This is a genomic window from Cryomorphaceae bacterium 1068, assembly GCA_027214385.1.
GTDB lineage: Bacteria > Bacteroidota > Bacteroidia > Flavobacteriales_D > Cryomorphaceae > JAKVAV01.
This window is the reverse complement of sequence record JAPVXR010000001.1, coordinates 508,935-532,685: the sequence shown is the minus strand read 5'-3', so window position 1 is coordinate 532,685 and position 23,751 is coordinate 508,935. Positions and strand designations below refer to the sequence as shown.

Annotated in this window: 20 protein-coding genes; 10 read left to right on the top strand and 10 right to left on the bottom strand. The window is 41.5% G+C overall.

Annotation, left to right across the window (positions count from 1 at the left end; genetic code table 11):
* Entirely contained in the window at positions 1–237 is a 237-nt protein-coding gene (locus tag O3Q51_02280; protein ID MCZ4407620.1) for a ferrous iron transport protein A, read from the bottom strand.
* A 365-nt stretch (positions 238–602) separates the two neighbouring features.
* On the opposite strand from O3Q51_02280, the gene O3Q51_02275 reads away from it, so the two are divergent.
* Positions 603–1,337, top strand: a complete 735-nt coding sequence (locus tag O3Q51_02275) for a hypothetical protein (GenBank protein ID MCZ4407619.1) — start codon at positions 603–605, stop codon at positions 1,335–1,337.
* 652 nt (positions 1,338–1,989) lie between these two features.
* Here the strand turns inward: O3Q51_02275 and O3Q51_02270 are convergent.
* From O3Q51_02270 to O3Q51_02260, 3 genes are all read right to left on the bottom strand, one after another.
* Positions 1,990–2,487, bottom strand: coding sequence for a DNA starvation/stationary phase protection protein (locus tag O3Q51_02270; GenBank protein ID MCZ4407618.1), 498 nt, complete (start codon positions 2,485–2,487; stop codon positions 1,990–1,992).
* A 98-nt stretch (positions 2,488–2,585) separates the two neighbouring features.
* A complete protein-coding gene (locus tag O3Q51_02265) occupies positions 2,586–4,052 on the bottom strand; it encodes a pyridoxal-dependent decarboxylase (protein MCZ4407617.1) in 1,467 nt (488 codons plus the stop codon).
* Positions 4,049–6,181: a WG repeat-containing protein gene (locus tag O3Q51_02260; protein ID MCZ4407616.1), complete on the bottom strand. Its 2,133-nt coding sequence runs from the start codon at positions 6,179–6,181 to the stop codon at positions 4,049–4,051. Before O3Q51_02260 ends, O3Q51_02265 begins: the two co-directional genes overlap by 4 nt.
* Before the next feature lie 100 nt (positions 6,182–6,281).
* On the opposite strand from O3Q51_02260, the gene trmD reads away from it, so the two are divergent.
* Positions 6,282–6,974 carry a tRNA (guanosine(37)-N1)-methyltransferase TrmD gene (gene trmD, locus O3Q51_02255; GenBank protein MCZ4407615.1) on the top strand — a complete coding sequence of 231 codons (693 nt, stop codon included), beginning with the start codon at positions 6,282–6,284 and terminating at the stop codon, positions 6,972–6,974.
* Between the two features lie 94 nt (positions 6,975–7,068).
* Positions 7,069–7,434, top strand: coding sequence for a 50S ribosomal protein L19 (rplS, locus tag O3Q51_02250; GenBank protein MCZ4407614.1), 366 nt, complete (start codon positions 7,069–7,071; stop codon positions 7,432–7,434).
* A gap of 55 nt (positions 7,435–7,489) precedes the next feature.
* On the opposite strand, the gene O3Q51_02245 is transcribed toward rplS, so the two are convergent.
* Complete coding sequence (locus tag O3Q51_02245) at positions 7,490–8,173, bottom strand: phospholipase D-like domain-containing protein (protein ID MCZ4407613.1); 684 nt, start codon at positions 8,171–8,173, stop codon at positions 7,490–7,492.
* Entirely contained in the window at positions 8,166–8,948 is a 783-nt protein-coding gene (locus tag O3Q51_02240) for a helix-turn-helix transcriptional regulator (protein MCZ4407612.1), read from the bottom strand. Before O3Q51_02240 ends, O3Q51_02245 begins: the two co-directional genes overlap by 8 nt.
* Positions 8,949–9,135: 187 nt before the next feature.
* Here O3Q51_02240 and O3Q51_02235 point away from each other — a divergent pair, with 187 nt between their 5' ends.
* The 6 genes from O3Q51_02235 to O3Q51_02210 are packed head-to-tail and all read left to right on the top strand — an operon-like array spanning position 9,136 to position 18,451.
* Complete coding sequence (locus O3Q51_02235) at positions 9,136–9,531, top strand: CesT family type III secretion system chaperone (protein MCZ4407611.1); 396 nt, start codon at positions 9,136–9,138, stop codon at positions 9,529–9,531.
* Positions 9,532–9,542: 11 nt separating this feature from the next.
* Entirely contained in the window at positions 9,543–10,253 is a 711-nt protein-coding gene (locus O3Q51_02230) for a PspA/IM30 family protein (GenBank protein MCZ4407610.1), read from the top strand.
* 12 nt (positions 10,254–10,265) lie between these two features.
* Positions 10,266–10,919, top strand: coding sequence for a DUF1449 family protein (locus O3Q51_02225; protein ID MCZ4407609.1), 654 nt, complete (start codon positions 10,266–10,268; stop codon positions 10,917–10,919).
* Between the two features lie 14 nt (positions 10,920–10,933).
* Positions 10,934–13,117, top strand: coding sequence for a flotillin family protein (locus tag O3Q51_02220; protein MCZ4407608.1), 2,184 nt, complete (start codon positions 10,934–10,936; stop codon positions 13,115–13,117).
* Positions 13,118–13,160: 43 nt separating this feature from the next.
* Positions 13,161–18,074, top strand: a complete 4,914-nt coding sequence (locus O3Q51_02215) for a DNA repair ATPase (protein MCZ4407607.1) — start codon at positions 13,161–13,163, stop codon at positions 18,072–18,074.
* Positions 18,074–18,451 carry a hypothetical protein gene (locus tag O3Q51_02210; protein MCZ4407606.1) on the top strand — a complete coding sequence of 126 codons (378 nt, stop codon included), beginning with the start codon at positions 18,074–18,076 and terminating at the stop codon, positions 18,449–18,451. The genes O3Q51_02215 and O3Q51_02210 overlap by 1 nt, the downstream gene beginning before the upstream one ends.
* A 5-nt stretch (positions 18,452–18,456) precedes the next feature.
* Here the strand turns inward: O3Q51_02210 and O3Q51_02205 are convergent, their stop codons facing one another.
* Genes O3Q51_02205 through surE form a run of 4 tightly spaced genes read right to left on the bottom strand, consistent with a single transcriptional unit; the run spans position 18,457 to position 21,864 of the window.
* Positions 18,457–19,626 carry a SpoIID/LytB domain-containing protein gene (locus tag O3Q51_02205; protein MCZ4407605.1) on the bottom strand — a complete coding sequence of 390 codons (1,170 nt, stop codon included), beginning with the start codon at positions 19,624–19,626 and terminating at the stop codon, positions 18,457–18,459.
* A gap of 36 nt (positions 19,627–19,662) precedes the next feature.
* A complete protein-coding gene (gene lpxB / locus O3Q51_02200) occupies positions 19,663–20,784 on the bottom strand; it encodes a lipid-A-disaccharide synthase (GenBank protein MCZ4407604.1) in 1,122 nt (373 codons plus the stop codon).
* Positions 20,784–21,092 carry a hypothetical protein gene (locus O3Q51_02195; GenBank protein ID MCZ4407603.1) on the bottom strand — a complete coding sequence of 103 codons (309 nt, stop codon included), beginning with the start codon at positions 21,090–21,092 and terminating at the stop codon, positions 20,784–20,786. The genes lpxB and O3Q51_02195 overlap by 1 nt, the downstream gene beginning before the upstream one ends.
* Positions 21,082–21,864, bottom strand: a complete 783-nt coding sequence (gene surE, locus O3Q51_02190) for a 5'/3'-nucleotidase SurE (GenBank protein MCZ4407602.1) — start codon at positions 21,862–21,864, stop codon at positions 21,082–21,084. The genes O3Q51_02195 and surE overlap by 11 nt, the downstream gene beginning before the upstream one ends.
* A 119-nt stretch (positions 21,865–21,983) precedes the next feature.
* Here surE and ftcD point away from each other — a divergent pair, with 119 nt between their 5' ends.
* Complete coding sequence (ftcD, locus tag O3Q51_02185) at positions 21,984–23,675, top strand: glutamate formimidoyltransferase (protein MCZ4407601.1); 1,692 nt, start codon at positions 21,984–21,986, stop codon at positions 23,673–23,675.
* The last annotated feature ends 76 nt before the right edge of the window (positions 23,676–23,751 follow it).

Genomic DNA, 23,751 nt, shown 5'->3' with positions numbered 1-23,751 from the left:
CTACGCGGCGGAAGTCTTGACTTTGATCAATCTAGCCTCATTCTTGCGCAAAGCTATTACCGTATTATCTACTTCAAACGCCATCGGGTCTCCGAAAGGAGCTGACAAAACGAGTGTAATACTCTTACCGGGCCAGAATCCCATTTCCCCCAAACGCTGTCCGGTTTCATTGCTGTCGAGATCAACAATTTCAACTGTCTGATTGGTTCTTATGGTATCTGCGGTGACCGAATTCATTCTACGCTATTTAAAATGAGTCTAAACAGTGACAATAATACAACTGAAAACCATTTGGGCAAAGCCTCAAGTCTAAAATACCTTAAACAAGGTATCGATCATTCAAGCTTCTACTAATTCACCATTTCGAAGCAATCGTCATTGAACCTTACCTCCTTGAGACAGCATGAATCTAATAAGGCTGCCCAAAGTCCGTTTATAATTTACATATTTGGTTTTAAAATCAAGAGAACTGACTTAACATGAAAAATGTAGCATTTATCCTTTTAATTTTTACGGCTTTGAGCTCGTGCGTTAGCCCGGAGGCTGAAACTGAACTGGAGTCACTGCGAATGAAAAATGACTCTTTAGAAAATCAATTGGTAATGAAAGATTCTACCATGCGACTATTTGAAGAAAGCTTCACAGCTATTCAACAAAACCTTTCTTTGATTGGAGAAAGAGAAGAATCTATTTCTCTCAACGCAGGTGAGCTGAGAGAAGGCGAGGATACACGGGAAGAAATAACTCGAGATATTCAGGCCATCAATAATCTACTTGAAGAAAACAAACAGACGATCAACCGATTGAACAATAAGCTTTCCGCCTATGGCAGTGAAGTTACAGGGTTCAAAAAACTGATTTCACAGCTTAATGAGGATATCGAAACCAAAGAAGAGCAAGTATCCTATTTGAAGGAAAACCTGACTGCCGCGAACTTCACTATCGAGATACTGAATGAAATGCTCGATTCCGCTGAATTCCGAAACGAAATTCAAGCAGATCTTATCCAAATGCAGAGCGATGAGATGAATACAGTCTACTATGCAATCGGAAGTTTTAAAGATTTAGAAGAAGCAGGAGTAGTTGAGAAGCAAGGAGGCATAATTGGAATTGCAGGTTCAAAGCAATTGAAAAGCGACTTCAACAAAGATTTTTTTGCACAGATAGATTTAACCAGAACAAGGTCCATACCTGTGAATTCGGAAAAAGTAAATATAGTGACTACGCATCCTCCTGAAACTTATTCCATAGAAGGTGAAAAGGAAAAAACACTTAAAATATTGGAACCTATGCGGTTTTGGGAAGCGACGAAATACTTGGTTATCATTACTGATTAGAAATCAAAAAGGTTTAAGACATAAAAAACCCGCCTCGTTTGGCGGGTTTTTTATTTAACCAATCATTTTAACCAATCAGAGTAACCAATTCTGATGAAGTAAGATGCTTACTCTTAGATAAACGACAATATTTTAAAAAGGTTTTGTCGTTAACAGATTTTTTGAATCATCTTTCGACTAAACCAAATATGAAGTAGATCAAGAACTCGCTAATGTTTATACAACGATAAAATAAAAAACCCGCCTCGTTAGGCGGGTTTTTTATTTAACCAATCATTTTAACCAATCAGAGTAACCAGCTCTGATAAAAATAAGATGCTTACTGGTTATTAAAACGCAGTTTATTCCATAAGGTTACATCATTAACAGATTTTCTCATCTTCAGCTTTTGAAATGCTTCGCAAACAACTGTCTGCATTGAGATAGGGAAAAAACACCATAAACAAGAAACCCGCCTCGTTAGGCGGGTTTCTTGTTTAACCAATCATTTTAACCAATCAGAATAACCAATTCTGATGAAGTAAGATGCTTACAATGTTTTTCACGTCAATTTACGTGCCGGACTACATTGCGAGCCGGTATTTTACGTTAACTGTGATAATAATATGATTTATATTTGAAATTCAATCATTTACAGTCATATTTTTTTCGACTACCCCTTTTTAATAAAAGCAGTAAACATCCAATGCTTCTCTTCTGTGCGAGACAGAATTTCTCTCATCAATGTTTCTGTTCCTATGTCTCCATGCTCAATTGCTGCATCAGCTGCATCGACCATAAACGAGAGTAGCGTTTCGTAATCTTCTACGATTATTTCCATCATTTGGGCTCCGCTGAGGTCTTCTTCAGTCTCCTCGATGTCTGATTTTTCAATGTAGGCAGAAAGTGTACTCAATGGCTTGAATCCAAGAATTCGAATTCTCTCCGCTACTGAATCGATGTATTCCGCAGCTGCAGTATATTCTTCCTCCAATTTTTCGTGGATATCAAAGAAATCCCCACCCGTAACATTCCAATGAAAATTTCTGATCTTTTGATATAGAACCGCATAATTTGCCAAGAGGGCGTTAAGGGTTTCTACTACTTCATATGCTTCATCTTTATCAAAACCCAATTTGATAAATGACTTTTCTTTTGCTTTAGTTTCCATAATTATTTTGTTTTAATCCAATACAAAGTTACAAAGCACATGCCTCAAAGCAATCGTCATAGCCTATAGCGTAAGAGTATTTAATTATGTTAGGTTAATCAGAGGGTCTTTTGAAGCAATAAGCGACCTGTAGCGATAAAGCGATCGAAAAAGCGATCGATATCTTCAGGATTTAAATCGGGATTGAGCAAAACGAGTCGAATGGATAGCCCTGCCTCAAGTGTGCAATAATTCACCATAGCGAGGCCTTTTTGAACCAGTTCGTAGCGTAACCTCTTATTGAACTCATCCGCATTTTCACCTTCCGGAACGACAAACCGAAAATTAACATTTAAACTTTCAGTCGAAAACATGAGCTCCAGTTCCGCAGATTCCTTCACTTTTTCAGTGGCATAATCCGCGAGTTGCATACATTTCTCTACTCTTTCTCGATACCCCTCTTCTCCCCAATAGTTCCATGAGAGCCATAGCTTGAGCGAGTCTACTCGCCTGCCACAAGACAAACTTGAGGGTCCTGTATCAAACTCTGAATTGTCGTAATCGTGGTAGATATAATCTGCGTTATTGGATTGTATCTCCTTTCTCATTATACCTTTTTCCTTAGCCATGAAGGCCGAGCAAGTAAGAGGGATACTCATCAACTTATGCGGATTCCACGTAAAGCTGTCAGCTCTTTCGAGTCCTTTGAAAAAAGGCTGGTACTTATCACTTAGAATTAAGCTTCCACCCCAAGAACCATCCACATGGTGCCAAAGCCCATGATTTTCAGCAAGCTCGGTGATTTCATCGATAGAATCGAATGATCCCGTTTCAGTAGTTCCAGCCGTAGAGCAGATCATGAACGGAACCATTCCTTTCTTTATGGTTTCTTCCAGTGCCTGAGCCACAGCGGCTCCTCGCATTTTACCTCTTTCATCTGTCTTAACCTTCACTACACCATTATGACCAATACCTATAGTATTTGCTGCTTTCAGGAGTGAAAAATGACTCCGCTCAGAGACGAGAACGGCCAATTTCGGAAGAGCTGTTATTCCTTGGGTCTTAACTTCAGAAAAGGTGGCATTTCGCGCCAACAACATGGCGTAAAGATTCGACTGCGAACCACCCGATGTGAAAATTCCTTCACCTTGTCTCCAACCGGTGAAAGTGAGCATTTTCTCGATGAGTGCTTTTTCCATTAAAGTGGCAACCGGGGCTACTTCATACGTATACATTGAAGTATTGGTGAGTGCTGTAATCAGCTCTCCCACAAAACCAGGGAATCCAAATCCTCCGAATAGTTGATTGAGGTATGCCGGATTGGCGGTCCTAACCGCGTAAGTAAGGTATTGCTTCACCTCTTCAATCATCATCTCATTTCCTCCACCTTCACGGCGAAGGCCAAAATCGAGCTTTTCACTCAATTCTTGAGGGGCTAAGTAATTAATGACTGATGTTTCAGGATTGCGACTCTCTTCAATCCAATTCTGCATCAAGTCAAAAATTTCTCTTAAGGTCGCTTCTTCAGCAGGCTGCTTTTTCATGCTATCCTCCTCAATGGGATCGGCAAAATTAAGATTATTCATTCAGCCAACGTTTCTTCCTTTCTCAAGAACCCCTTCTTGCTAAGGTCGTAATAATCATAAGTTCCGTTAAACCTCTTTAGCTGAACTACTTTCTTGTCTATTCGACTAATTTTATCGTATTGTAAGGGCACAAGAGTATCTTGAGTCAAACTTATAATACCAAAGGCGGTATCCTGCACCAATAAAAGTGTATCAATCCACTCCACGGAACGAAATACCAATGGAGTTTTGGTCTTCCCCAAAGTATCAATTACTCCAAATAAACCATCCTCAGATACAATGGCCAGTGAATCTGAAAAGTTAGAGACATAGTCATACTGATATCCAAGAGCGAGATTCACGTCAAGATCGGAATATCCCCATTTACCTCGTTTTTTCACCGGAATCAGATTGCCTGTAAAGGTACCGATGTCTTCAAAAATGGCAGGAAATACTTTAAAACCAGTCGAGTCAATCACTCCAACTTTGTCTTTTTGATAAACCTTAGCATAACCATTTTCAAACTTTGAGTTTGTCAATGCAGCGGGCGAGTATGAATACAAGAAATCAATAACGGTATCTCCCTTGGTATTTAGAAATCCATACAAATCATCAGAGGAAGCCAAAATAAGCCCATCACTAAATTCACCTAGAGCCTGGTACAAGCTGTCAGTCAAATTGAGTCCACCGCGGTTCAATAATCCGAATGATCCATTTTGTCTATACCGAACGGGGAGCTCTATTGAAGTGAAAGACTCGATCCAATCATAATTAAAAGGAGTTATCTGATTTCCTACTTTATTGATAAGTCCTTTCGCCCCTGATGAATCCGAAACTACAGCTACTCCTTGATGAAAATCCTGTGCATCGGCATAAATAAAGGGTATGACATTTTCCCCTGCTTCATTTACATAACCGAAAAAACCATCCTTTTCAACATAGAAAAAGCCTTCTGAGTTTTCGCCAATATCATCATAAATGGGTTCAACGACGAATTCACCTATTCGATTAATTATTCCGTAACCATCGTCTTTTTCAACTACGGCAAGACCTCTATTGAAGGCAAAGCCGTCAGAAAAACGTTTCTTGGAAATCTCTTTCTCTTCTTTATCGATATACGTTACTTCATCACCGATGCCTACCATAGCAATTCCGTCAGAAAAATTTTCTACCCATTCGTATTTCGGTGCAATGGCCACTTCTCCCTTATCATTGATGAAACCCCAATAATCTCCATCGGTGATGGGATAAAAACGAGTGACGGCCAACTCAAATTGCTGTTTCAGCTCTGGCATAAATGGATAGTTGGGGTAGTTCAACGTAAACTCTGCAATGCTCTGGGCGGTGATCTCTTTTACTTCAAGCGCATAAATTCTTTTCCAAGCGATATCGGTGTAAGGATTAGAAATGAATAACTCAACAAAAGACAAATAGTCTTGAGCCTTACCACCGGCAGTAGCCAGATTAAAAATCCTCTCCTCGGCATCAGGCACATACGGACTCAATGGAAAGGAATCAATAAAACTTTGATAGCTCTCAAGAGTATTGTCGGCTGTTCGCTCCTCAAAATTCCTCTCGTCATATAGTTTCTCAGCTTCTTCTTTTTGCTCCGCATTGGGGAAATTTGTTAAAAAAGTCGCATAAGCTTCCGAAGTGTTTTCGGCTTTGGCCGACTGAAATAATATTTCATTTCTTTTCTCAATGGCCAATGCTTGGAACTCAGCATTGTCAAAATTATCTATAAATTCATTCCAATCGGAGATTTCGTTTACTGCTTTAGCTCTCAGAAAAGCCAGACTATCTACTGTATAAGCCTGCCCCAAAATGGACAAGCTATCAACCCCAACTACAGAATAGTCGATTCTGGATTTAGCATCAACACTTGCCCAATTTTGCTCAGAAATATTAATGTACTTATGAGCCGAATCAATATGAGTAAATGGGTTGTCGTTTCTACCGTAGATGATACTTAAGCCATAACTCGCCGCCACGGGGTCATTCTTGAGGCTTTTGTAAAACAACTCCTTCGCTTGAAAATAGTCGTAAATAGCCAGAGCATTGTAGGCTTTTTGAAGCCGCCCCGGGAGCCCGGCACTCAGCAGAAGAAAACCAAAGCAAAGTATCGAGAATGAAATCAAATGATTTTTCACGGTGCAAAAATAGGAAGTCAGCGCTTTTTTCAAGCAATAATCCCGATTATCGGCTCATAGCTGAAATCGAATTACTTTTGTGGCAAATAAAAGGCCAAACATGAGGATAGATATTTTGACCGGTTTGCCAAACCTGTTGCAAAGTCCGCTTAACGATAGTATCGTCAAGCGATCACAGAGCAAGGGAATCGTGGAAATTGTAGTCCATGATCTTCGGGGCTTCAGTCTGCAGAATCAGCGAAGCATTGATGACTATGCTTACGGCGGTGGTGCAGGGATGGTCATGTCAGCCGAACCTATAGCACGGTGCTTCGATCAAATAATGGCCGAAAGAGAATACGATGACCTCATCTACATGACTCCTGACGGGGCGACCCTAACTCAATCAAAGGCTAATTCGCTATCAACGAAAAAGAATATTGCAATTCTTTGTGGCCACTACAAAGGCGTTGACGAACGAATCAGAGAGCAATACATCACCAAAGAAATCTCCATAGGAGACTATGTTTTGAGCGGTGGAGAACTGGCTGCAGCGGTATTAACGGATGCAATTGTAAGATTGGTGCCAGGAGTGCTAAACGATGAAACTTCGGCTTTAACCGACTCCTTTCAAGATGACTTACTGGCCCCACCCGTCTATACAAGACCCGCCGATTTCAGAGGTTGGAAGGTTCCTGAAATTCTTCTTTCCGGAAATGAAGGCGCAATCGAAGTCTGGCGTGAAGAAAAAGCACTAGAACGAACCAAGTCCAGAAGACCTGATTTATGGGAAAAATTCAATGGAAATGAGTAGTCTTGAATTTGTTTTTGGAATTGCTGCATAACTCAAAACTTCTTCGTAATATTGCACCCCGAAATTCGAATGGGTAATCCAAGAGCCAACGACTATGGACTTTGTAAAAGAAATAAGCGCAAAACTTAACGAACAAGCAGCACTACCCGATTTTGCTGCAGGAGATACCGTTACAGTTCACTATAAAATTAAGGAAGGAAATAAGGAGCGTATCCAGCAATTTCAAGGTGTTGTAATCCAACGCAGAGGTTCAGGTACTACAGCGACTTTTACCGTTCGAAAAATTTCAGGAGGTATTGGTGTAGAAAGAATCTTTCCTGCTGCTTCTCCTTTTATTGATAAAGTTGATGTGAACAAGCAAGGTAAAGTTCGTAGAGCAAGAATCTTCTACCTACGTGACCTTAAAGGAAAAGCGGCTCGTATTAAAGAGAAAAGATACGTTTCTAAGAAGGCAAAGTAAGCTTTTAGAAGAAATTCAGAGATTCAGACCGCCGCATTCAATTGCGGCGGTTTTTTTATCGAAACTTCAACCACAATCGATCAAATTCCTTAGCGAATTCTTTGACGAGTCCTGATTCGTTGCTCACCACTATGTTCTCATAATTCTTATGCGCTGCTGATCGCGTCCAATTGTAACTTCCCGTGATAAGAACATCATCCATCAAAGCAAATTTATGATGCATATGGACAGGACCAGGATCAAAACGAATTTCAATTCCCTTTTCTCTTAACTCAAATAAATCCGAGCCACGATCAAAGGCCTTATCATTGTCACTGATGATTCGAACCGGTACTCTTAGATTATGCCTTTCCATGATCGTTTCTGATATGCGGTCATCACTAATTGTAAAAACACAGATATCAATATTGTGAGTAGCAGATTTTAAGCTATTGACTATCTTATCTCTACACTCCTCTCCAGGACTGAAAAAAGCACTATTCCATACTTTTCTTTCATTGTCTTTAGCAATAGTTTGAAAGGCTCCGTACATCCACGAAATCAAATTTTTAACCTCTGCGCTATCCGTTTGCCCATGAGCCAAACCTTTAACTTCACTCATCAACTTGATTCTATCGTTGGTATTCAGGCTCGCACTACTCAAAGCTTCTCTTAAGCTCCGTTTCTCTGCGCGAGTCATTGAAACATCCATCAGCGAATCTCTTAGTATATCTATTAAAGAATCAATACTATCACTCATCTGTCTTAAGTCTATTTTTTATGATCTGTAGCTCCTCTTCCAAGGCCGAAAGTCGTTTTTCAAAAAAGCTTTTTTCGCTAACGCTATTAGCTATTACGGCTCTGATTTCCCAAATTCGCATCAAATCCCTGGTATCATATTCCTTGGGATAAGAAAATTCAGATTCATCACCTAATTTTAATTTGCTTAAACTTCTAGCCAAGACTCTACTCACGAGAAACGTTTCTTTGAACTCAAACAGGTAAACGCGACTAACCTCTAATGCTTCTGGTTTCTGCCTATCAGAAAGTCGACAAATTGCTACATCTCCTCTTGACAACATGGAGTCTTTCAACAGAATTCCTTCCAGCCCAATTTCATACGCCAAGTATCGACGCCCCTTCTCCAATGGTAAAGACAACACAGGTAGTTCATCTAAAGGTCGTTCATACTTAAAATAATCCTTCTCAGATTCTATCTCCATGTAAGGAACCTCAATAATTCCAGCGACTTTATTCTTAGGTGTCAAATTATTCGGAGCGTCTCCATTAAAATCATCCTTAAAAATATCCAATCGAAACAATGTATTCACACTCAAGTCCTTTAACAGTAAATCATCTACACTAATGCCAAAATAATTGGCTATTTCTACAATAGTGCTAATCTTTGGCTCTGCCCTACCTTCTTCATAAGCACCGATACTTGCACGCTTCAATTTAAATAATTGAGCGAATGCACTCTGGCTCATATTTTTAACACCTCTTATTTTTCGAATATTCTTTCCAATTAGTGTCATATCCGTGACTATTTATCGCCAATTTTATTGGCTATTCCATTTTTATTAGTATATTAGCCGTGTAAAGCTAATATAATTATCATGAATGTACATTTTATTAATCAACGGGATAGTCAACCGCCCTAAAAAAAGCCTATATTGCTTACCGGTTTTCATATCCAATAACATTTAAAACTACCAATCGGAAATGAGTGAGTACTTCGAAAAAATAAAAGAATACACATTGGAGCTTGGCTGCGAGCACAGCTTCACTAATCAAGAGGAATGTGTTTTGGTTGTCGCGCAAGAAAATGCGGGAATTAAAAACCTTGTATTGGCAATGGCCGATCCTATTTTAATTATTGAACAGTTTCTTTTCGAGATCAATACAGACTCACTAACTCTGTTCAGAGATCTACTAAAGAAAAACCGAGATATCGTTCATGGAGCATTTGCCCTTGACGAAACAGGGAAAAAAGTCATATTCAGAGACACCTTGCAATTAGAGAATCTTGATTTAAACGAATTAGAAGGATCAATCAATTCTCTCAGTTTATTGCTGAGTGAGTATTCTGATGAATTGATTCAATTCTCAAAAAACTAAAAAAAAAAGGCATGAATTTATTAAGGAGATTGTTTTCCATCGGCAAAGCTGAAGCGAACTCTGCTGTCGACAAGTTGGAAGACCCGATAAAAATGACAGAGCAAGGAATTCGCAACTTGAAGCAAGATTTAGACAAAGCACTTCACGCTCTGGCCGAAGTAAAAGCTTTGAGCATTAGATCGCGCAATGACGTAGAGTCTCATAAAGAAAAAGCAAAGGACTATGAACAGAAAGCCATCTTAATATTGCAGAGAGCCCAAAAAGGTGAATTGGATGTGGCAGAGGCAGACAGACTGGCAAGTGAAGCTTTGGTAAAAAAAGAAGAGAACAATAAACACTCTGAAAGGAGCAAACGAGAAAAAGAAAAGTTCGACCAAAGCATTTCTGACATGGACGGCAATATAAAAAGGCTGAAGCAACAAATCAGCCATTACGAAAACGAATTGAAGACACTGAAAGCAAGGGTGAAGGTGAGTAGCGCCACAAAAAACATTAACAAGCAAATGGCTCAACTCGATTCATCAGGTACTGTTTCTATGTTGGAAAGAATGAAAGAAAAAGTCGCTCAGGAAGAAGCACTTGCCGAAAGTTATGGTGAAATAGCCAAGGAAAGTCGATCAGTAGATGAAGAACTGGATCGAGCAGTGGCCGGAGCAGAAAATGCCAAAGCAGGAGAAGAATTAAAAGATCTCAAGAAAAAACTTGGGATGAATAAAAAGTAGATAGAACGAAAAATGATCGATTTTATAAATACAATATTTAATGCTGCAAATGCGATCCCTACCGGGCTAATGGTATTTGTGTTGTTTTATTGGTTGATCGTGATTACCGGATTTTTAGGCACTGACTTTTTGGACTTTGACATTGACGTGGAAAGCGATATAGATGTTGACACCGATATGGATATTGATACGGCCTCGGCAGATATTTCTTGGATAAATCACATCTTAGTGTTTTTCAATCTGGGGAAGATGCCAGTTATGATTTGGCTTAGTTTCCTCGTATTTCCTTTATGGCTGATATGCATCAATGTCAATAGTCTCCTAGGCTTCAGCGGCTTCTTCTCAGGTCTTATCATCTTCTTTCCCGCTCTACTTATCAGTCTTTTTATTGCAAAGTTCATCACATGGCCCTTTGCCCGATTTTTTCAAAAAATCGATGAGGAAACAAAGGAAAAAGAAGTTTTGGGGAGAATTGGGATTGTTACTATCCCCGCTGATGACATTAGCAATGGTCAAGCTGAAATAAACCACGGAGGATCCTTTCTAAGGATGAGCATTCGTACTTCAAAACATATAAAAGTAACCAAGGGGCAAAAAGTACTATTCGTCCAGCCATTCGGCGACAGAGGAGTTTACTTGGTAGAACCTTACGCTGAAATGGATTAACAAAACAAAAACCTATGGAATCGATATTTGAAAATTCACTTTTGGTCTCAATCGTAGTCGGGGTGATCATTCTGTTTGGAATCATCGCATTGTTTTCGCGATTTTACCACAAAACCTCACAAGGGCAAGCCTTGGTAAGAACCGGAGTTGGAGGTATACAAATATCCTTTAATGGAATGTTGGTCATTCCCGTTCTTCACAAGTTGGAAGTAATGGATATTTCCCTAAGCACCATCACCATTGAACGAAATGGGAAGGATGGTCTTGTTTGCAAAGACAACTTGAGAGCGGACATTAAAGTGGCTTTTTTCGTGAGAGTTAACGAACGTGCAGAGGACGTTAAAAAGGTGGCTCAAGCGATTGGTTGCAGCAGGGCTTCCTCAAAAGAAGCTCTAAGACTATTATTCGATGCCAAATTCTCTGAAGCGCTCAAAACAGTTGGTAAAAAATTCGAATTTGTTGACTTGTACAACCAGCGAGATGAGTTTAGAAAAGAAATTCTGAATTCGATAGGAACTGACCTGAACGGTTACATATTAGATGATGCAGCCATCGACTTTTTGGAGCAAACCCCCTTGGCATCACTAGATCCTAGTAACATACTCGATGCTGAGGGTATCAAAAAGATTACTGAAATCACCGCCAGGGAAGCCGTGAAGGCAAACTATATTCAGCGCGATAAGGAGAAAACATTAAAACAGCAAGACGTGGAGGCTCGTGAAGCTATTCTGGTATTGGAAAGGCAACTTTCTGAAAGTGAGGAGAAGCAACACAGAGAAGTAGAGAACATCAAATCTCGAGAAAAAGCTGAAATAGAGCGCGTTCAACATGAAGAACGCTTAAAATCAGAAAAAGCCAGAATTGCAACCGACGAAGAGGTTCACATTGCAGAAGAAAACAAACTGAGACAGGTTATCGTTGCTGCAAAAAATAAAGAGAGAACCGAAGCAGTCGAAAACGAAAGAGTAGAGAAGGATCGACTACTTGAAGTTACTGAGCGAGAAAGAATCGTGACCTTGGCTGATATTGAAAAAGAGAAATCAATTGAACAGCAGAAGAAATCTATTCAAGAGGTCATTAGAGAAAGAATTGCTATTGAAAAAACGGTGGTAGATGAGGAAGAACTTATCAAGGATACCCGAGCATTTGCGGAAGCGGAGCGTTTAAAGAAAGTGACTATTACCAAAGCCGAGGAGGAAGCGGAGCAGCAACTGGTTTTGGAAATTAAACGAGCAGAAGCAGCAAAACAAGCAAGCGAATTTAAGGCCAAACAAGTAGTTATAGATGCTGAGGCGGAGCAGCAATCAAGCGTTCAGAGAGCAGAAGCTATAAAAATTCTCGCCGACGCGGAAGCGGCAAAATTTGCAGCGACAGGACTTGCAGAGGCAAGAGTGATGGAAGCAAAAGCCGAAGCAAGGGAGAAACAAGGAGATGCAGAAGCAGCTGTACTGGAGTCAAGAGCCATTGCAGAAGCAAAAGGAATAGAGGCTAAAGCGAATGCTCAATCTGAAGCCGATTTGAAGCTTGGTAAGGCTGCCGCTGATGTATTGAAAGAAACAGGACTTTCGGAGGCTGATGTGATAAGAGAAAAAGCAGGTGCCGAAAAAGAGAAAGGCTTGGCAGAGGCTGCTGTAAGCGAGGAGAAATTCAACGCAGAAGCGCAAGGCTTAAGTAGAAAAGCAGCCGCAATGAAGGAACTGGATGGGGTCGGAAAAGATCACGAGGAGTTTAAACTGAGATTAAACAAAGACAAAGAAGTAGAGCTGGCAGGGATTCATATCAATAAAGATATTGCCGACGCACAAGCTGAAGTCCTTTCAACTGCACTAAGAAGTGCTAAAATCGATATCGTCGGAGGAGAAAATGTCTTTTTCGACAAAATTGTTGGTGCCATTTCTAATGGGAAAGCAATTGATCGAGCAGTCGAAAACAGCGGAGTTCTATCTAATCTTAAAGGACGTCTTCTCGATGAAAATGGTGAAGGAAAATCGCTGATGGATAACTTGAAAACCATTATCGGCACATCCGACATTGACTCGGAAGATTTGAAAAACCTTTCGATTGTTGCTCTGATCACTAAACTGATGGTCAACTCCAACGACCTTGATCAACGAAGCACATTGAGTAAAATACTGGATCTGGCTAAGAAGGCAGGTGTGGAGAATCAAACCCCGAAAAACCTCGGGCTAATTGATTAAGGGGGTTCGTTTAAAACGAAACACGCCAAACTTTTGACGATTCATGGTAGAAAATAATCAGGAGACCGAGCAGAAAGGAAAAATAGCGAAGGGCTCTTACGATATTATTCGTAATAGGCTTCAGAACCAACGAGATGACTTACGAAGCAGGCTTGAAGCTTTAAATACACAGCGAAAAGAAGTTTTTGGGTCCATATCTACGGTACTAAAAGCAACCGAAAGAGTGACCACAGATAACAATTGTCTCGCCAGAGACATTGTTTCCCTGGGTCAAAACAAATTCCTCTTTGGCTACAATGTATTTATGGGATTGAGATCTGAGACAAAAATCTCAGAAGTATTCTCATCTTTCATTTACCATGAGAAGGACAATTCTTTCAAAGCCACCGAGGCCGAATTTCTGCAGAACGAGCAGTTTTTAGAAGACTTTAAAAACCTCTATAAATACTACCGTGATACGAGGTTTATCAAATTTGCCGAGCGTGGCCCACACCTGTTTATGGTATTTCAAGTCGGTAAAACCACTGAAGACATAAAGACCTTTAAATGGCTGGTGGGAAATGGTCAGGCTACCTATGTTGACAATCGAAGCGATCACGAATTTACCTTTCCCAATCAACAAGAGTTCAGCTGGATAAAAGCGACAAGGGATATGCAAAGGCATGGTGTTCACCCCCATGTATCAATTGAAGACAAGGTTTTTGTAGAAACCGTAGGAGGAAATCTAACCATAAAAATTGAAGACAACACCAAGTCAGGAAAGGGGATTTTGGAGGAACCCGTAGACGAAAAAGATCAGACCCTTGACGATGCTGAGATATATTATGCTCCTCTGGGAAATCTGATGGCGCTTAAAATAAGACCGTATAAAGAGGACCATTTCAGGCATTTCATTTATAATGAGAAAATCAAACAGGCTTTAAGGGTTGATGCCATGGCTTCTGCCTGCGTTCTTTTACCTGATGATCAGGGATTGATTTTCGCTGAAGGGTATTATGTTCAAACAGGTGAGTTCAAGTTGTTTCAAAACGACTTAAAAAACATGCTCTTCGAAAAGAAAATACAAGCACCAAACGGTGAAGATTTTCTTTATATCTTCTATGAAAAAGAGCAAGGAATATACGTTCTTCTCTCCTACAACATCATCGTACAAGAAGTAAAAACTCCAACAATTTGCAATGGTTTCAGCCTGTTTGAAAGTGGAGAAATGATACTTTTCAAAGCCGAAGCGGACCAAACAAAGCACCACGCCATTCAAATTTGGCAAACCCCTTTTCACTCTCCCAACCTTGTAATTGACTCGGAAAACAAAGCCTATCTATACAAAATCGGAAACAAAGAGGTGGTGCGAGCTATGGCAGAGGCAAACGAGCTACTAAAACTTCTGAATAAAGAAGATTCTTATGGCAACCTCTACACTGATATTACCCGGATGGCTACAGATCTGCTCGACTCGTATCACTGGTTGGATCATAAGGAAGCGGGTAGTATTAATGAGGTTCTTAAAGGCGTCCGCGATGCAGCAGATTCCGCCATATCAGAGTTTGAGAAAGTTACCGAGCTCAGAAAAAATGCAGCTGAAGAACTTTCGGAAATTGAAGCTAAAGCTTCAAGCGCAATCAATAAATCGCAAGGAAGCCACAGGAGTATCAATCAATACGTCGAACACCTCTCCAAACTTCGCGAGATGCGAGGAAAAGTCATAGGACTTAGAGATCAGCGCTACATCGACGAACAAAAAGTAAATGAATTAGAAGAGAAGCTCACCGCGGTCAGCAATAGCTTATCTACGTCATGCCTTCAATTTTTATTGAGAAAGGAAGCTCTGACACCTTATCAGACTAAGGTTGAAAAACTCAACCAGACAGTTGCCGAGATAACTAAAGCAGCCGATGCCGTTGAGCTGAATAAGGAAATTGAGCGAATAGCTCAAGAATTAGAAATGCTGATAGAAATTGTAGGAAATCTTAAAATTGACGATTCCACAAAAACGACTCAGATTATCGACAGCATTTCAACCATTTACTCTCGATTCAATCAGATTAAAGCAGTCCTTTCTAAAAAACGTAAAGAATTAGCACTGAATGAAGGGGAGTCGGAATTCAATTCCCAATTAAAGCTGATAAACCAAAGCCTCGTAAATTATTTAGACATTTCTGATAGTCCCGAAGCATGTGAGCAGAATATGAACAAGCTCATGGTTCAAGTGGAAGACCTTGAAGGGAAATTTATCGATTTTGAGGCATTCATTTCAAAGCTTTCCGAAAGAAGAGAAGAAATATACTCAGCCTTCGAAAGCAAAAAAATAGCACTTGTTGATCAGCGAAACAGAAGATCACTTTCCCTTCAAGAATCGGGAAATAGAATAACTACCGGTATACGCAAGCGATTGCTAAGCATGTCCACTGAAAGTGAGATCAACGCCTATTTCGCTTCTGACATTATGGTCGAAAAAGTGCGAAGTCTTATTAGTGACCTACTGGAAATGGGCGACTCAGTAAAAGCTGATACGCTGCAATCATCTTTAAAGTCAGCATTTGAAGACTCGCTAAGACAGCTTAGGGACAAAACCGAACTATTCGTAGATGGAAAAGATACAATCAAACTTGGCAGGCACTTATTCAATACCAACAACCAAACTGTTGACTTATCACTCGTAAAGAGGCAAGAAGATTTCTTCTTCCATATCACAGCGACCAATTTTTTTGAAAAAATTGACCAAGCCAATTTCGCTTCTCTGAAAGCAGTTTGGAACCAAGAAATTATAAGTGAAAATCATTCGGTCTATCGAGCCGAATATCTGGCCTTTAAATTATTCAAGCAAGCTGAAAACCAAGTCAACGAGTCTCCTACTTTGTCAGAGTTTAATGAATTGACTGAAAAGGAGGTTACCGAATTTGTAAAGCAAGAAATGGCAACTCGGTATGAGGAAGGATACGTAAAAGGAGTACATGATCATGATGCAGCAAAACTTCTCATGAGAATGGCTGCTCTGAATCAAAGTCTGGGTCTGCTGAAGTTTTCAGGTTTATGCCGAATGAAAGGGTTAATAGGCTGGCGCGTTATTCTGTCAGGAGATAGCCGAGAATTTTGGATTTCACAAATTGCCAATGCAACCAGAGTAAGAAAGGTTTTTCCCTCTACCTCATCATTCGGGCCATTGATAGGTGCATTGAAGGTAGCGTTGAACGAAGCTCTCAAGAGCACATATTGGGATGAAGCCGATTCAAAGGAAGCAGCCCTATTTATTTTTGATAAAGAAACATTAAATCTGCCTTTTCAATCAAGCGAAGAAGCATACAGGCTTTTCCAAGAATTTAGAACTTACTTAAAGAATAGCAAGGCCTTGATGAAGTTTAACGATTCTCTGACCAATTCTAAAGGTGCTATCGAAAAACAATTTATCCTAGCGACCAGATGGATCGAATCCTTCGCTGAACAAAATAAATTAGAAGCAGATAAAAGCCTGATCGGCGAAGCAGCGTATCTCGGGTTGCTGTCGGAAAACTCCATAGCAAAAGAGCATCGCCATTCACTTTCTGTAGAGTTGGATGAGCTCAGAGGTGATCATCCCAGCCTAAACGGGAACGAAAAGTATGTTTTACATTACAATAAGTTTCAACACCGCTTACACGATTTCGACCTTCATTCCACGGCTCAATTCAAGAAGTTTACTCATTTGCGGAAAAGGCTTTTGGAAGAGAAAAGAGAAGAAATCAGGTTATCAGAATTCAAGCCAAGAGTGCTGAGTTCGTTTGTTCGGAACAAATTATTGGACGAAGTTTATCTGCCTATGATTGGCGAAAACTTAGCCAAACAAATTGGCGCAGCAGGCGATAGCAAACGAACCGATCTAATGGGTTTGCTTCTCTTGATATCACCTCCGGGGTATGGGAAGACTACCCTAATGGAATACATAGCAGACCGACTCGGTTTGATATTTATGAAGATAAACGGGCCATCGCTTGGACATGATGTAAAAAGCCTTGACCCCGAAGTAGCCACTAATTCAGGGGCGCGAGAAGAGTTGGAGAAACTCAACTTAGCTTTTGAGATGGGTGACAATGTCATGATATATATCGATGACATCCAGCATTGTAATCCTGAGTTTTTGCAAAAATTCATTTCCCTTTGTGATGCTCAACGAAAGGTAGAAGGAGTCTATAAAGGAAAGAGCAAAACTTATGATTTCAGAGGGAAGAAAGTTGCTGTGGTCATGGCAGGTAACCCATACACAGAGAGCGGTGAACGATTTCGAATACCGGATATGTTAGCCAACAGGGCAGACACCTATAATTTAGGTGACATCATTGGTGGTCAAGAGAGGGCATTTGCCTTGAGCTACTTGGAAAACAGTATTTCTTCCAATGAAGTGGTGGCGCCACTAAACAAGAAAAGCAGATCCGACCTTCACGCGATCATTCGAATGGCGGAATCAGGCGAAACAGAAGGAGTTGAGCTGGAATCGAAACATAGCAGTGAGGAAATAGACGACTACAGAAAAGTATTCACTTTGATGCTACGTGTGCGTGACATCGTTTTGCGCGTGAACAAAGAGTATATCAGGTCTGCATCACAAGCAGATGAATACCGTATTGAACCACCATTTCGGCTACAGGGTTCCTATCGAAACATGAATAAGCTGGTAGAGAAACTAAGCCCGATAATGAACGAGAAAGAGTTGGAGATTACGGTACTATCGCACTACGAAAACGAAGCACAAACACTCACTCAAGGAGCAGAATTCAACTTTCTTCGCTTTAAAGAACTAAACAAGCTTACCTCAAAAGAAGAGGAGGAGCGCCTTGCATCCATTCGTGAAACCTTTATGCGCAATCAAAAACTTAAGGGATATGGATCAAATAAGGATGCTCAATTGATGGAGCAAGTAGAACTTATCTCTAAAGGATTATTCAGTATCAGCAAAGCAATAGACACAAGACAAAACGAAAAATAATGGAAAAAGAATCTCACTTAGCCAACCTTATTACATTGGCAAAAGCCGATGGAATTATGCATCCGATGGAATCCCTTTTTATTCAAGGAGTTGCAGCCCGAATGGGAATAGATAATGTGGCCTTCACACGAATAGCCCGAAGTCCTGAGATCGCATCAAAAATGGTTCCCACCAACGATGAAACGAGAGTAAGACATTTCTGTGAACTCATCGTTTTGACTCAGGTGGACTTTATGGGAAGTGATGAAGAAAAAAGGCTACTTGAGGAGATCGGAGAAAGAATGCATATCCCGAAAGAGAAAGTCACAAAACTTGAAAAGTACCTTTCTGAAAACAAGCTACCCCAGGACTATACGGAACTCTATAACAACCTCTAGAGAGGCTATTCCTCTCTAAAGAAATCCAGTGCACGTAGATCGATCACGTGCACATCATCATAGTAGAAGTGCAGTATGTCGACATAGCCAAAACCCAATTCGGCCATCCGCATGGCTCCTTCTTGACTCAAACCAATGCCATGTCCGAAGCCTTTTCCGGAAATGACTAAGGAGTCTCCATCCGACGTGATGTCAAAAAAGGTTGACTTCAATTTCCAATCCATTCGGATGTCTTTGAGCGGGATCTTGTAAGCCGGATCAATAAAAAATACTTGACGATTTGGCTGTTTGTAATTGGTAGCCATCTCGGAGATTTGCTCATCCTGATTAGAAAGGTCGTATTTCTGATAAAGGTACTCCAGCCATTTATTCCTGTGGACCTTTTGCTCCCATGTGTAGTGCTCCCCTGTTCGGGAAAACTCGTCTGATCGCGGGCTTAAATAGGGCAGCTGCTTGGACCAAACATCATCGCTACTCACCGTCTCACCACCGCTGTTTGAATGAAATGCAGCGGTAACAAGATTCATTTCACTATCCACCAAAACTTTCCCTTCGGTTTGGCGCACCGCTTCAAGAATACTTGGCTCCCAGCGGCACTTACCGTGGTATACCTGACTATCGACGAGGTCATTCAGGTTAAAGCCTTTCGCTAAAAACTTGCGCCGATTACTCAAGGCATAAGTCCTGGAAATAATGGCTTGTACTTTATAGAACTCCAGCTCCTTTTCTTTACCCGACTCTGCTTCAACGACACCCGCAACGTACTTTTCCAAATTCACCCGATTGATTAATCGAAGTTCATTTTTGAGTGGTTTTATGATCAGGTGATCGTCATATACCCTTTCGTCCTTTTTGGGTGACAAGACATAGATTCTGAAAAAGCCCTCATCAGTCAGACTCATGAGTCGAACCTCTTTGAAAAGACCTAGTGTCCTTCCGGGGAAACTCACCTTCACCCGCCCGTTGGATAAAGAAAGACTAACTCTTTCACCTGCCCTTATTGTAGCCTCATTGTGACCATCAGCAATGACCGCAAATGATCCTATTTCAGGAATAACCTGCACAGCTGACGGGTTTATCGGATCAAGGATTCCAATGTCAATCAACTCAAAATCAGTAGCTGCATTTGAGAAATATGAGACCAAAAGAAAAAATGCGAGAAAGGCTCCTCTCATAAAACGAAATTAGCATGCTGGTGATGGCATCTCCTATCAATCATTCAGACTTTTCAACATGAGTTCTGCGGTAAGCGCAGAAGCACCCTTTCCGCCGAGTTTGTCATAGAGCTCGTCGTACTCTCGTAGCTGCTTGGCGCGGGGTTCCCCGTCCTTTGCAATTTTGGAAAACTCCGAATCGAGATTCTTGAAATTGAATTCGGTTTGGATCAATTCCTTCACTACTTCTCGATCCATGATCAAATTGACCAGGGAGATATACTTGATCTTCACCAGATTTTTGGCAATCACATATGAGATAAACCCTCCTCTGTAACAAACGACTTGTGGCACTCTAAAAATGGCTGTCTCAAGTGTTGCCGTGCCCGATGCCACAAGAGCAGCGCGAGCATAAGAAAGGAGCTGGTAAGTCTTTCCGGAGATCAGCTGCACCTTTGACTTACCTATAAATTCATGGTAGTATTCCGCGTTCTGCCCCGGAGCTCCCGCAACCACAAAATGATATTCAGGGTGCTTCTCGGCTACTTGCAGCATTAGCGGAAGCTTCTTACTAATCTCTTGCTTACGACTGCCCGGCATGAGCAAGACAAGCGGTCTGTCTGACATTCCGTGCTCTTTAAAAAACAGTTCCTGATCGGGAAGGGTTTCTTTAAACTGATCAACGGCATCAATCAGTGGGTGGCCAACAAAATGCACATCCACGTCAAACTTGGCGTAAAAGTCTTTTTCAAAGGGGAGAATGACATACATCTCGTCTACGTAGGCCTTGATCTTCTTTACCCGATTTTGTTTCCAAGCCCAGATTTGCGGAGAGATGTAATAAAAGACTTTAATTCCTTCTTTGTGGGCAAACTCCGCCATCCGAAGGTTGAACCCTGGATAGTCAATTAAGATCAAGACATCGGGAGAAAAGCTGAGAATATCGGCTTTGCAGAGCTTGAAGTTTTTCAGAATAGTGCCAATATTGGCAATAACTTCAGCAAAACCCATAAAGGCCAAATCGCGATAGTGCTTGACCACATCGGCCCCCGCTTCGCTCATCAAGTCACCACCCCAAGCGCGAATTTCTGCATCCGAATCCTTCTTAATGATTTCCTTAACCAAATTGCTTCCGTGCAAGTCGCCCGAAGCTTCGCCTGATATGATATAATACTTCATTACCAGAAGCGAAGGTAAAGAACCAAAGGAACGTAGATAAACAGAGCCAGCAGAACTCCTCTTCCGCTTCGGTATCGATCAGAACGAAGAAAAACGAAAAAAGGAACCAGATTGAAAATCAAGCTGAGGGCCACAATGGAAGATTGAAAAGCCTGAACTCCGATGAATATGGTATTAATAAAATAATCGAATGGTTTTTCGAAGTAGATGGACCACAGCAATCCGTAGATGGCAAAACCGATCAATGGGCTTATCAATCCCGCAGCCAAGCCCAGGGGCATACTGTCATACTTTTTCTTAGGCATCATAATCCCATTCGTTTAGCTCGGCCATAGCGTGGTGAGCTGTGAGGTCAAATTGAACGGGAACGACGGACACATAATTGTGATCCAATGCCCAAACATCGGTATCGTCCCCTTTGTCGGGATTTACAAACTTTCCGGTTATCCAATAATAGATTTTTCCCGAAGGATCTTTTCGCGGCTCAAAATCATCTTCCCAAGAAGCTTTCGCCTGACGGCAAACCCGAATACCTTTGATCTCTTCGATCGAGACATTGGGAATATTTACATTCAAGCAAGTATTCTTGGGGACACCCTTCTCTAAGGCGTTCTTTACCACTTTTCTTACCACTTCTTTACTGGCTGTAAAATCAGCTTCGGCACTGTGATCGAGCAAGGAGAATCCAATAGATGGAATACCCTCCACTGCTCCTTCTACCGCGGCCGACATGGTACCGGAGTAAATGACATTGATGCTGTAATTTGCTCCGTGATTAATTCCAGATAGAAGCAAATCAGGCTTCCTCTTGAGAACGCGGTAAATGGCAAGCTTAACGCAATCTACCGGAGTGCCCGTGCAGCTGAATTCCGTTACTCCTTCCACATCACTGACTTCTTCTAATCGAAGAATATCGTGCACCGTGATAGCATGTCCCATTCCACTTTGAGGGCTATCGGGAGCTACTACCCAAACATCACCAAATTCTTGCGCAACCTCGATGAGGCTTCTAATACCGCCTGCCGTAATTCCATCGTCATTAGTAACGAGGATGAGAGGCCTTTCTTTTTTTTCGCTCATGTTGGACAAAACTAAAGAAAAAGAAACCGAAAAATCGCTTTGAAAAAGACTTGAATCTCTTCATCATACCCATAGCGAATTCATATATTCGACCCCCGAACCACCTGAATAAAATCAACATGTCAGCACTCATCGAATGCGTCCCCAACATTAGCGAGGGACGAGACCCTAAGATCATTAAAGAAATCGCCTCAGTCGTAGAAACCGTCGAGGGTGTAAAGCTCTTGGACGTAGATCCGGGTAAGAGCACTAACCGCACGGTGATCACCTTTGTCGGTGCTCCCGAACCCGTTATTGAAGCGGCTTTTCGATTGATCAAAAAGGCGAGTGAACTGATTGACATGCGCAAGCAGAAAGGAGAGCATCCACGAATGGGCGCTACCGATGTTTGTCCGCTGGTGCCTATCTCAGGAATTGAGATGGAAGAAGTTGCCAAATACGCTCACAAACTCGGCGAACGAGTAGGAAGAGAGTTGGGAATTCCAGGCTATTTCTACGAGAATGCAGCCAAAGAGCCAAAACGTAAAAACCTGGCCTACTGCCGATCGGGTGAATACGAAGGCTTGGACAAACTGAGTAAGCCCGAATGGAAGCCCGATTTCGGCCCTGCTGAATTTAACGACTCGGTGAAAGGAACAGGAGCGACAGCAATTTCGGCGCGAGACTTCTTGGTAGCCTACAACGTCAATTTGAATACAACTTCGGCTCGAAGAGCTAATGCCATCGCCTTTGATATACGCGAGGCAGGAAGAGTGAAGAAAGATGGAGATGGCCTTACCGGCAAAGTAGTCACCGACGAAAACGGAGAGCCAGTCAGAATACCGGGGACGCTGAAAGCGGTAAAAGGAATTGGGTGGTACATTGAGGAATATGGCATTGCCCAGCTTTCGCTGAATCTCACAAATATCAAAATCACCCCAGTGCACAAGGCGTTTGACGAAGCTTGCGAGAAGGCAAGAGATCGCGGAATCCGCGTCACGGGTTCAGAAATTGTAGGTTTGGTTCCGCTTCAATCACTGCTCGATGCGGCAGATTACTTTCTGAAAAAGCAAGAGCGCTCATTGGGCATCTCGGAATCTGAGAAAGTAAAAATTGCCGTAAAGAGTCTCGGATTAGATGACCTGACCCCTTTCGATCCATACAAAAAAGTGATCGAGTACATGATCAAAGATGATTCGACTAAGAAATTGGTCGATATGAGTTTGACAGCTTTTGCGGATGAAACTGCTTCAGAATCTCCCGCCCCGGGAGGTGGAAGTGTTTCGGCTTACATCGGTAGTTTGGGAATTTCGCTCGCAACTATGGTGGCTAATCTTTCTTCGCACAAGCGCGGATGGGATGACCGATGGTCAGAATTCTCCCAATGGGCCGAGAAAGGTCAGGAATTGAAAGAAAAACTCATTGCAGCCGTTGATGAAGATACGGCGGCCTTCAACGAAATCATGAAGGCCTTCGGAATGCCAAAAGACAAGCCCGAAGAAATTCAAGCCAGAAAAAAGGCGATTTCAGATGCCACAAAATATGCGGCAGAAGTTCCTTTGAAAGTGGCTCGCCTGGCAAACGAATCTTTTGGAGTGATCAAAGCCATGGTAGAAATTGGTAATCCGAATTCCATTACTGATGCGGGGGTCGGAGCTCTATGCGCTCGGGCAGCTGTAAAAGGAGCTGCCATGAATGTGCGAATCAACCTAAAAGGATTCAATGATTTAGACTTTGTAAGTCAGGCTATTTCGGAAGTTGAAAAGTTAGAAAAGGCAGCAGATGAGCACGAAAAAGAAATCAATAAAAAAGTGATGAAGGCAATCGCATAAAGCAGGATAACCGAAGTAGATGGTTTTGCGTAAGTAACAAGAAGAACACCCCTTATGGTAGCTAAGCCCACAAATA